The organism is Rubellimicrobium rubrum (assembly GCF_006152115.1).
Taxonomy (GTDB): domain Bacteria; phylum Pseudomonadota; class Alphaproteobacteria; order Rhodobacterales; family Rhodobacteraceae; genus Rubellimicrobium; species Rubellimicrobium rubrum.
On record NZ_VDFU01000056.1, the window covers coordinates 1 to 9,941 of the forward strand.

The 9,941-nt window shown below is 64.7% G+C and carries 10 protein-coding genes; 4 read left to right on the forward strand and 6 right to left on the reverse strand.

The window, feature by feature from the left end; genetic code table 11:
- Positions 1 to 259: 259 nt before the first annotated feature.
- The 6 genes from FHG66_RS20595 to FHG66_RS20620 all read right to left on the reverse strand — a co-directional run bounded on the left by FHG66_RS20595 (position 260) and on the right by FHG66_RS20620 (position 6,949).
- Positions 260 to 1,291, reverse strand: a complete 1,032-nt coding sequence (locus FHG66_RS20595; RefSeq protein WP_139079026.1) for an AbrB family transcriptional regulator — start codon at positions 1,289 to 1,291, stop codon at positions 260 to 262.
- Between the two features lie 461 nt (positions 1,292 to 1,752).
- Positions 1,753 to 3,288, reverse strand: coding sequence for a tripartite tricarboxylate transporter permease (locus tag FHG66_RS20600; RefSeq protein ID WP_139079027.1), 1,536 nt, complete (start codon positions 3,286 to 3,288; stop codon positions 1,753 to 1,755).
- Positions 3,288 to 3,728 carry a tripartite tricarboxylate transporter TctB family protein gene (locus FHG66_RS20605; protein WP_139079028.1) on the reverse strand — a complete coding sequence of 147 codons (441 nt, stop codon included), beginning with the start codon at positions 3,726 to 3,728 and terminating at the stop codon, positions 3,288 to 3,290. The genes FHG66_RS20600 and FHG66_RS20605 overlap by 1 nt, the downstream gene beginning before the upstream one ends.
- A gap of 11 nt (positions 3,729 to 3,739) precedes the next feature.
- Complete coding sequence (locus FHG66_RS20610; RefSeq protein WP_139079029.1) at positions 3,740 to 4,741, reverse strand: Bug family tripartite tricarboxylate transporter substrate binding protein; 1,002 nt, start codon at positions 4,739 to 4,741, stop codon at positions 3,740 to 3,742.
- Positions 4,742 to 4,818: 77 nt separating this feature from the next.
- Positions 4,819 to 6,201 (reverse strand): sensor histidine kinase, encoded by a 1,383-nt coding sequence (locus tag FHG66_RS20615; protein WP_246082706.1) that lies wholly within the window; start codon positions 6,199 to 6,201, stop codon positions 4,819 to 4,821.
- A gap of 70 nt (positions 6,202 to 6,271) precedes the next feature.
- On the reverse strand, positions 6,272 to 6,949 hold the full coding sequence (locus tag FHG66_RS20620) for a response regulator (RefSeq protein ID WP_139079031.1): 678 nt from the start codon (positions 6,947 to 6,949) through the stop codon (positions 6,272 to 6,274).
- A gap of 528 nt (positions 6,950 to 7,477) precedes the next feature.
- Between FHG66_RS20620 and prpB the strand changes: the two genes are divergently transcribed.
- From prpB to FHG66_RS21785, 4 genes are all read left to right on the forward strand, one after another.
- The gene (gene prpB / locus FHG66_RS20625; protein ID WP_139079032.1) at positions 7,478 to 8,401 is read left to right on the forward strand and encodes a methylisocitrate lyase; all 924 of its coding nucleotides are present in this window, start codon (positions 7,478 to 7,480) and stop codon (positions 8,399 to 8,401) included.
- Positions 8,402 to 8,876: 475 nt separating this feature from the next.
- Positions 8,877 to 9,062 (forward strand): hypothetical protein, encoded by a 186-nt coding sequence (locus FHG66_RS20630; RefSeq protein ID WP_139079033.1) that lies wholly within the window; start codon positions 8,877 to 8,879, stop codon positions 9,060 to 9,062.
- A 176-nt stretch (positions 9,063 to 9,238) separates the two neighbouring features.
- Positions 9,239 to 9,556 (forward strand): GNAT family N-acetyltransferase, encoded by a 318-nt coding sequence (locus FHG66_RS20635; RefSeq protein ID WP_139079034.1) that lies wholly within the window; start codon positions 9,239 to 9,241, stop codon positions 9,554 to 9,556.
- A complete protein-coding gene (locus FHG66_RS21785; protein ID WP_176556380.1) occupies positions 9,547 to 9,690 on the forward strand; it encodes a hypothetical protein in 144 nt (47 codons plus the stop codon). Before FHG66_RS20635 ends, FHG66_RS21785 begins: the two co-directional genes overlap by 10 nt.
- The last annotated feature ends 251 nt before the right edge of the window (positions 9,691 to 9,941 follow it).

The window sequence follows — 9,941 nt, forward strand, 5'->3', positions numbered from 1 at the left end:
GATCGACAGGCAGTCCTGCAGCAGCAAGGCCGATGACGATGGCGTTGTCGCCGGCCAGCACAAGGTCGATCGTGATGACTTGGAGAAGGGCGGATAGGCCCCCGGAAGTAAGGATTTCCATGTTATCCCTCGTGGATGTTCAGCCATCCTTCAGGGCAGGACGGAAAGTGGCACTTAGGGGATCACGAACCCGCCTCGGGCGGTCTGCCGATGGTTCGGATCGGCAAGCTATAAGAGGTTTGGGATCGTCGCTGGGCGCTCATCTCCTGAGAGCCCGCAACATGAGCGGTGCGCCGAGGATCACCAGGACAATGCGGGCGATGTGATGGGGAACGACGAAGCCCAGCTCCGCCCCTGCGACGATGGCGAGGATCGTCATCTCGGCCTGCCCACCAGGAGCGAAGGCCAGAAAGGCTTCGAGCGGAGCAGCCAGACCCAGCAGCACCACCGTCTCGGCTATCCCAGCGGCCAAGACCGCGAGGATCAGCATGAACAGGACGCTGAAGCCGACCGTGCGCCTGAGCTCGCGCCAGGTCACGCCCACATAGTGGACGCCGATGCCGAGGCCGATCAGGAACTGCGCCGCTTGGAGCGCCTCGCGGGGCGGACGAACCTGAACTAGGCCCAAGAGCGACAGAGTTAGGGTGATGATCAGGGGACCCAGCATGGAGGCGCCAAAGAGGCCCAGCCTTTCCCCTCCTCTCCAACCTACCAAGGCGGCCGCGGCCATAAGGGCCATGTCGAACAGTGGCAGACTGGCAGCCGCCTCGCCCAATGGGCGGTCGAGCGGTGTCCCGTAGATCGTGGTGAGCAGGATCGGCGCTAGGGTGACGATTACGGCCACGCGAGTGGCGTGGATCAGGCTCAGGGTACGGACGTCTCCACCGGCATCCTTGCCGAACAGCGTCATGTCGGTGGCTCCCCCGGGCATCGCGGCGAAGAAGGACGTGACCCGATCGAAGCCGCACACCCGCCGGAAGAATGGCACCCCCACAAGGCCGATCAGGCCCACGTAGAGGGGGACCAAGGCAAGCGACAGCGCCATGGACGGCAGTTGCACCAGCAGTGCGGGCGTGACCGAGGCACCGATCGCCACCCCGAGCACGGTGCGCGCGGCATTGGTCGCACTCCCCATCCCCAGAAGCGGTGCCCCCAGGAGAGCCGCGACCAGACTGGCCAGCATCGGCCCGAACAGGAACGGCAGTGGCAGGCCCGTCCAGAGCGCAACGGCAAGGCCCCCGAGCGCAACCGCAAGCGTCAGAAGACGGCGGAGCCAACTAGGCTTCACCATCTCAGGCTCGCCTTCGAGGCGGGAAGCGCTTCAGACCCAGAGCAGAACGCCCCTGCCGTGCGCAACCGAGATTCTCGTCCACACCTGGCCTTTTCGCCCGATGACGCCCGCATCCAGCTGCGGCGCCAGACCGTCCGTAGCGGCACTGACATAAGCCTATGCAGACAACTGCGGGGCTGAGGCGGCAAGGTCGATGGGGCTGCCGTCTGTGATGGGGAGAACCCGACATTGATTGTCCTTGATGGCGAGCAGCAAGAGAAACCGAGATCAGGTTTAGGGCCCTGTGGGGGCAGGAACAGTCCTCGACTTACGAGAGCAGCACAGGTGAAGCTCGCGGCCGACCAGAGGGCGCTAGCAGCGGTCCGTCGTCGACAAGGCGTGCCAGTGCCGTCCACGCGAGCAGCACGAACGACAGCCGGGGGCCACAAGGCCGCTTCGCGTTCCGCTTCAGGTGCGATCGGTCACTCCATCGACCCTTGGGTCTGGATCTTGAGCTTCCTGCCCCTGAGCCTTGCGAGCAGAGGCGGCAGGATCAGCGTCAGAGCCGCCGCCGTCCAGAGCACGACCGCGATCCAGCTCGACCAAAGGATCCCGACATCGCCCGCCGACAGTGACAATGCACGCCGAAGGTTCTGCTCCAGGAGCTTGCCCAAGACGAAGCCGAGGACGAGGGGCGCCATCGGCACGGCCAGACGTCTCAGCCACCACGCGGCCACGCCGACCAGGACCATGAGGACCAAGTCGAAGCTCGCCGACTTACCGGAATAGACCCCAACGGCGCTCACCACCACGATGAAGGGGACGAGCACCCAAGCCGGAACGGAGAGCATGCGGGCAAAGAGGCCGACGAACGGGATGTTCATCGCGAGCAGCATCACGTTGCCGATGAAGAGCGAGGCGATAAGCCCCCACACAAGCTCCGGCTGCGCCGTGAACAGCACCGGCCCCGGCGTGATGTTGTAAAGCGTGAGCACGCCCAGCATGATCGCCGTGGTGCCCGAGCTCGGTATGCCCAGCGTCAGCATGGGAATGAAGTTGGAATTAGAGGCGCTGTTGTTGGCCGCCTCCACTGAGGCGAGGCCACGTAGGTCGCCTTGGCCGAAGCGCGCACCCTCCGGATCCTGCCGCTCAACGATGCGCTTCTCGACCGAGTAGGCGAGCGCCGAGCCCACCGTTCCGCCGGCGCCCGGCAGGAGCCCGATGAAGAAGCCGATGAATGAGCCACGCAGCGTCGCGGCGTTGGTCAGGCGCATCTCACTCCAGTTGAAAAGGCTGCGGCCCATCCGCTCGACCCGGGCCGGGATGCCGGCGTGATGGCTTTCGAGAAGCAGGAGCAGCTCGGAGATGGCAAAGAGGCCGATGACCACCGTGGCGAACTGAAGGCCGTCGATCAGGTTCGGCATGCCAAAGGTAAAGCGGTAGACGCCCGAGTTGGGATCGATGCCGACGGTGGACAGCGCGAGGCCGATGCCAACGGCGAGGAGCGCCTTCACCGGCTGCTCAGCGAGAAGCCCCGCCAAGCAGGCGAAGGCGAACACCATCAGCGCGACATACTCGATCGGACCAAACGCCAAGGCCCAGCGGGACAGGATCGGCGCGGCGACAACAATGCCGACTGTTGCGAGCATCGAGCCCACGAAGGAGGTCCAAGCTGACAAGGACAAGGCGATGCCGGCCTTGCCTTGCCGCGACAAGGGATAGCCTTCCAGCGCGGTCATCACCGCCGAGGCCTCGCCCGGCACGTTGATCAGGATGGCGCTGATGCGGCCCCCGTACTCGGAGCCGATGTAGATCGATGCCATCAGGATCATCGAAGACTCGGGCGGCAGGCCCAGTGCGAAGACCACTGGCACCAGCATGGCGACGGCGTTGACCGGTCCGAGCCCGGGAAGGACGCCGACCATCGTGCCCACGATCGCACCCAACGCCGCAAGTCCCAAGTTCAGAGGAGTCGCGGCGACGGCGAAACCAGACAGGAGAAAAGAAAGTGTCTCCATCAGAGCAGCTCCCCCAGAACGCCGGTTGGAAGCACCACGTCGAGGCCATGGTCAAAGAGCAGGAATGAGCCCAAGGCCAGGATGCTGCCCACGACGAGACCTTGCGCCCAAGTGGCCCCGAAGACGCGCGCGGTGACGAGGCTCATGGCCGCGGTCGACAAGACGAAGCCCAAGGGTTGGAACAGGACGGCATAGGCCAGCAGCGTGGCCGACAGGATGAGGACGCCCCTGCCCGCACCCGGGACGCCCGGCTCGGCCCGGCCAGTGCCCCTCAGAAGGAGCACGAGTCCGCAGCCGCCGATCAATGCGGCGGTGACAAGAGGGAAGGCACTAGGGCCTACGGGCTCGTAGGCAAAGGGGGCGACAAGCCCCCAGCCGAAGCCCGCGATGACAAGGGCCATGAGCAGCGCCAAGCCTCCGAGCGTTCTGTCCGTGCTCATGGCGCCCGCCCTCACTCTTGGACGAGACCGAAGCCCGAGGCGAGCTCGCGATAGGTTGCGACCCGCTCGGCGACGGTGGCCTGCAGTTCCTCGCCCGTCAGGGGCAGGGGTTGAAGATTGCGTTCCTCAAGGAGTGCGGCATAGCCCGGATCGGCCATGGCCTTCTCAAACGCTTGAGCCCAGAAGGTGTAGTCCTCGTCCGAAACCTCGGGGCCCACATAGAAGCCGCGCATGATTGGCCACTCAATGTCGTAGCCCTGCTCCTTGGCCGTGGGCACCTCTGCGAGGCTGCCATTGAGACGCTCGGCCGAGTAGATCGCCAAAAGCCTCAAGGGGGCACCGCCGTCGATTGCTCCTTGGCTCTCGCCGACATCGCCCATGCAGACGTTGACGTGGCCGCCTTGAAGCGCCGTCGCGCACTCGCCGCCGCCCTCGAAGGCGACGAAGCGCATCGCTGTGTGATCGACGCCGGCCGCTTGGGCGGTGAGTGCGGCCTTCATCCAGTCCTGGCTTCCGATCGTGCCGCCCGCGCCGATGATCACGGAGGTCGGGTCGGCCTTGATGGCTTCCATCATGTCGGAGAGCGACTGCCAGGGTGAGTCCGCAGCGACGACGGCGGCGCCGTAGTCGGTTCCGGTCGAGGCGACCCAGCGCACGGCGTCGGCGTCGTACTCGCCGAACTTGCCCTGGGCGAGATTGAGGAGCGAGCCACCGGAGAAGGCGACGATAGTGCCGGGCTCGTTGCGGCGCTGGCCCACGATCGTGTTGAACGCCACCGCACCGATGCCGCCGGGCATGTAGGAGACGCGCATCATCTCGGTCAGCGCGCCGGACTGTGCGAGCGAAGCCTGTGCCAGCTTGCAGGTGATGTCGAAGCCGCCCCCGGGCTGGGCCGGAGCGATGCATTCGGGGTTGGCGGGCTCAGCCACTGCGCCCGTTATCCCGAGCGTCAGAGTGAGCGCTATGGCGCCGCCGGCGGCATACGCCGCCCGGCGAAGGGTGATGGTCGACATAAGTTCCTCCCAAGGTATCGATGCGGGCCTCCCCGCCCGGCGGAGCTCCTTAACAGCCTTTGGCTTTCAATCGGCTTTCAGCGACGCCTGGGGGTATTTAACGGCTTGGTTGTGTCGGCCGCTGGTAGGCGCATCTCCGCCACAAGCCCGCCTTCCGGTCTGTTGGCCAAGATGAGGACTCCGTTCTGGGCTTCCATGATGACCGTGACGATGGATAAACCAAGGCCCGTGCTGGTCTGTGTTCCATTCTGGGTCTCCCAACCCGCATGGAACCGCTCTCCTACCTGCCCAAGCATCTCCTCGCTCATGCCTGGTCCCTCGTCCATCACTCGAAGGCGCACCGAGCTTGGCGCGTCGGCTTCCGCTTTCAGCAGGATTCGGCCGCCGTCGGGCGACACCCGGATCGCGTTATCGAGAAGGTTGCTAGCGGCTTCGAACAGGAGCGCCTCGGATCCCTGCCCCATGACGGCCTCATCCGGGGCTTCTATCTCGATCTTCAGTCCGCGTCGGCGAGCCTGACCAAGGTGCAGCCGGGCCACGTCGCCGGCCAGCGTGGCGAGATCCACAGGAGCGCTGGCCGACGTGTCGAGGAGGGCTGCGTTCCTAGCGCGCGCGAGCGACAGGAGTTGCGAGGTCATGCGGGCCGCCCGCTCGGTCACGGGCCGCATGGCTTCCAGGACTGCACGCGAGGTCGTCGGGTCGTCAGCGCGCAAGGCGTAGTCGATCTGCGAGCGTAGAACAGCCAAGGGTGTCTTGAGTTGGTGCGACGCATCGTCAATGAAGCGCCGCTGTGCTTCGCCTTGCAAGTGGTATCGCTCGATCAGTCCGTTCACCGCATCGACCAGGGGTCGCACCTCGCTCGGCAGCCCCACCACGTCGAGCCGGCTCCGGTCGTCAGGGTCGCGCAGATCGAGCCTCTGCTTCAGCACGGTTAGCGGATGGAGCGCGAGGCGAACGCCCAAGGCAAGAAGGCCGACTGCGACCAAGACCGTCAGGGCGTCGCGCCAGATCGCGCGGGAGATGAGTCTCTCGCGAAACGCCTCCCGCGAGCCGGTAGTCTCGGCCACCTCGATGACGATGCTTTGGGCTTGCGAAGCGCCGTAGAGCGGCTCCTCGAGCTTGCGCTTGGATGCGCCGACTCGCACGGCACGCCCAAGATAGACAGCGTCGTAGAAGGTGAACTCGCCGTCCTCAAGCATCGGCGGGGCGGGCAGGAGTGCATCGCCGATCTCGACAAGACCATCGTCGGTGGAGACGCGGAAGTAGACCTCGCCTGATGCGGTGGCCTGAAAACTCTCAAACAAAGGATAGGGCAGCTCGATACCGATGCCGCCGCTCGCGGTCGAGACGTTCAGGTCGATGGCCCGAATGGCTCCAGCCAATGAGCGGTCATAGGCGCTGTCCGATAGGTCGTTGATCGTCGCTGCCGAGAACAACAGGCCGCCGCCCAGGAGAAACACCAAGGCCGGCATCGTCCAAAGCGCGAGTGTAATCCAGAGTGGGCGTTCGAGGCCGCGTTGGGAAGGTTCTTCAGCCGGGGCCATCCGTCGCCTCTAGGAAGTAGCCCAAGCCCCTGAGGGTGACGATCTGAACTCCTGCGCCAACAAGCTTTCGACGGAGCCGATGAATGATCACCTCGACAGCTTCGAGTTGTAGGTCGCTATCAGTAGGCACAAGGCGGTCGAGTAGCTGCTGCTTGGACATCGGCTCGCCCACGCGCTGGACGAGCACGCGCAGAAGGGCGTGTTCGCGCGGCGACAGGGCGAGCACCTCGCCATCCAAGGTGAAGCGCTGCGCGTTCTGGTCGAAGATCAGGGGGCCGCATTGGTAGATGCCTCGTGCCCGCCCGTGGCTCCGGCGCACCAAGGCCGCGAGACGAGCTTCCAGTTCCTCTACGGCAAAGGGCTTGCTGAGGAAATCATCGGCTCCGGCGTGAAGCAGATCGATGCGTTCCGAAAAATCGTTGCGCGCCGTAACGATGAGGACGGGCGTTGTGTCGTCATTGGCACGAAGCCGTTTCAGAAGCGCGGCGCCGCCAAGAGAGGGAAGACCGAGATCCAAGACGACGGCGTCGAAGCTGTCACCCTTCAACCGTCGCTCGGCCAGCTTCCCATCGTCTTCCCACTCCACAATGAGCCCGCGCCGGAGGAGGCTGCGACTCAGCCAAGTGGCGAGGTCCGGATCATCCTCGACGAGAAGTATGCGCATGGAGCAACCCAGAAGAACACCAGGCCGAATTTCCTGTGACAGTCGATCATGACCCCATTGGTGGGCCAGCATCAATGCTCGCCTCTCACCAGATGATCGTCACTGTCTGGTCTAAGCGAGGCTCAGGCACTGATACGACGCGTGATGGAGCTAATGGTGAGACCCATGACCGCCCTGACGAAGTTACTTAGAAGACCATGCCTGATGGTGGCTCCGGCGACCCTCGAATACCCAAGGACTCGATGGAGTAGGGCCGCAGCGGCTTGTGGGCTGCCGGCCCAGATTGTCTGCCCATGTCCTGTGCCCTAGATCGTCACTCTTGACGCCTCGGGCCTGCCTTGCTCAGAGAAGGACGGGCTGCGCCCCCCGGCGGTTCGGCAACTCGAGCTGTTCCGGCTCGCTCATGGTCCAGCACCACCTAAGCCGCGACTTCTCGCTCCCGAGCGTCGGCTATAGAACGTGACCCGGCTCACGCCCCATTCCTGCGGACGAATGGGCGCGATGACCGCGTGCCGCCAAGGAGACCACATGACTTACCTCATTGCCGCCGACCTGCCCCGGACCTCCGCGGGGACGCGTTTCCGCGCCCTGCTGGAGCGGCCGGACATCCTTGCGGTCCCCGGCGCGCACAGTGGCCTTGCCGCGATCCAGGCGCGGGACGCGGGCTTTGAGGCGCTTTACCTGTCGGGCGCGGCTGTGAGCGCCTCGATGGGGCTTCCTGATCTTGGCATCCTGACCGTCGACGACCTGTGCTTCCACATCCGCCAACTCGCACGGGCCTCTCAGCTTCCAGTGCTCGCCGACGGCGACACAGGCTTCGGCGAGGCGCTGAATGTCATGCACATGGTCCGCAGCTTCGAAGATGCAGGCGCCGGCGCCGTGCAGATCGAGGACCAGCTCCTGCCCAAGAAGTGCGGCCACCTCAACGACAAGCGGCTGGCTTTACCCGCAGACATGGCCGCCAAGATCAACGCCGCCAAGCGCGCCACCCGCGACCTCTTCATCCTCGCGCGCACCGACGCTGCAGCGAGCGAAGGGATCGAGGGGGCTGTAGCGCGTGCCAAGATGTACCTGGAGGCCGGCGCAGACGGCATCTTTCCGGAGGCGCTGACGGACGTGGAGATGTTCCGCGAGGTTGCGCACCGCCTGCCCGGGGTCAAGCTCCTGGCCAACATGACCGAGTTCGGCCGCACACCTCCACTTACCGCGCAGCAGTTCCAGGAACTCGGCTATGCTATGGTGATCTGGCCGGTGTCCTCGCTCCGGGTCGCGGCCAAGGCGCAGGAGGCGCTCTACGCCGAAATCCGCGCCAAGGGCACCCCGCAAGACCTGATCTCGCGCATGCAGACCCGTGCCGAACTTTATGACGTGATCCGCTATTGGGACTACGAAGCGCTGGATCGTAACATTGTGCAGACCGTGCTGCCGTCGACGTCCGAAGGTGGTGCTTGAGCAAAGGAAGGTTCCGCGGCCTACATGATGAGTCAGAGCCAGGTCACCCTGACATCCGCGCAGAAAGGCTCTGCCCCGGGAGGCGCGCCCACTTCCGTGAGCGCATCGCTGAGGCAGTCTGTACGCGCGGCGTGGTCATCACCGACGTTGGCCATCTGGAGGTCGGTCTGCCCAAATTCCGTTCTGAGTGGAACCGAGGGCCCCGCAAACACATGCGTCTCTCACGCCAGCATGTCATCCAAGTAACCCTATCTGGACGTCCTGGGCAGAGAGAACTGTAGAAGGTGTCGATCTGCCGTCTGGCGTTCGAAAGCTATGCCCGGTGATCTTGTATCCGGCGCACGCTCATTCGTGCGTGCCGAAGTGGCCGACATGGTCGCGTGAGAACCTATGCGCGAACGGATCTGGCTACCTCTCACCTTCGTCAAATATCCTTCGGAGTCAGCCGCTGGAGCCGCATGCTCGGCGCGACGTTGTGGCCGACTTCGAGGACGGCGATGTCCTGGATCTGTCGGCGTTCGGCTTCACTTCCGTTGGGGCGGCGCTCCAGAAGGCCGAGCAGAATGGCGACGATCTCGTGTTCACCACTGCCGGCGGCCACAGCCTCACCCTTGAGCACACCACCCGCACTGACCTGACGACCTCCGACCTCATTCTCTGAGATCGACCAAGATCCACCCGCTCTGTTTGAGGAACGGGTGGGTCGCCTTCGTGCAGCCAGACGCGGGCCAACACAGTAAATATCCAATCGAGATTTACAAAAATCGTGACTTCCGTGCTGGGCCCGAAGGGGTGCTACAGGTTTGAGCGGACACAGGACGCGTGAGGAGCGCTGCGTTGACCGACGACCAGCAGACCACCGACACCCTAGCTCTTGCGGCCGTCATCCAGGGCTGCGGCCTCTTCATGCCCGAGGAGGCCGAGAACTTCATAGGAAGCCTGCCCGAGCACTTCGCGAGCAAGGGCGAAGGCCGCGTCTGGCTTTTGGCTGGTGAGGGTGCGGGCGTGGCCCACCGCTCGCCCGAGATCGGGCCCGGCGTGTGGAACCTCCTTTTTCTGGGGGTACTGCCCGAGCAGCGTCGGCGGGGCGTGGCCCGGGCCTTGGTAGCCGCAGCCGAGGTGCGGGCCCGGGAGGCGGGTGGGCGATGCTCCTGATCGACACATCCACCATGGAGGCGCAGAAGGCCGCACGCACCCTTTACGGCACTCTGGGCGATGAGCGTGTGGGCCTAATCCCTGACTACTGGGGGCCGGGCGACGGGAAGGTGACGTTCCGCCTAGCGCTCTAAGCGGCCGGGTGCGCCCTCGGCCCTGCCAGAAGCTATGTGCGCCAGTCTTCGATGCAGCTGAAGAACTTGGCCGAGGGCACTTTCGGCCAGCTTGGTCAAACTTGGCCGCTCCTAAGCTGCTGAACTTGCTAGGGGCAGTTTGGTCCAAAAGTCCGTTCCGGAACCTTCGTCGGCTCGCCACCGAGTTTCTCAACATCGGGTAACGGTCTGGTTGCTCTCCCCCGGAAGCCAGCGAGACTGGCCCCGTTTGG

Excerpts from the sequence above, each read along its gene's own strand:
- FHG66_RS21785 (WP_176556380.1), top strand. The coding sequence starts at position 9,547 with ATGCTCCTGATCGACACATCCACCATGGAGGCGCAGAAGGCCGCACGC.
- FHG66_RS20610 (WP_139079029.1), bottom strand. The coding sequence starts at position 4,741 with ATGTCGACCATCACCCTTCGCCGGGCGGCGTATGCCGCCGGCGGCGCC.
- prpB (WP_139079032.1), top strand. The coding sequence starts at position 7,478 with ATGACTTACCTCATTGCCGCCGACCTGCCCCGGACCTCCGCGGGGACG.
- FHG66_RS20595 (WP_139079026.1), bottom strand. The coding sequence starts at position 1,291 with ATGGTGAAGCCTAGTTGGCTCCGCCGTCTTCTGACGCTTGCGGTTGCG.
- FHG66_RS20605 (WP_139079028.1), bottom strand. The coding sequence starts at position 3,728 with ATGAGCACGGACAGAACGCTCGGAGGCTTGGCGCTGCTCATGGCCCTT.
- FHG66_RS20620 (WP_139079031.1), bottom strand. The coding sequence starts at position 6,949 with ATGCGCATACTTCTCGTCGAGGATGATCCGGACCTCGCCACTTGGCTG.
- FHG66_RS20600 (WP_139079027.1), bottom strand. The coding sequence starts at position 3,288 with ATGGAGACACTTTCTTTTCTCCTGTCTGGTTTCGCCGTCGCCGCGACT.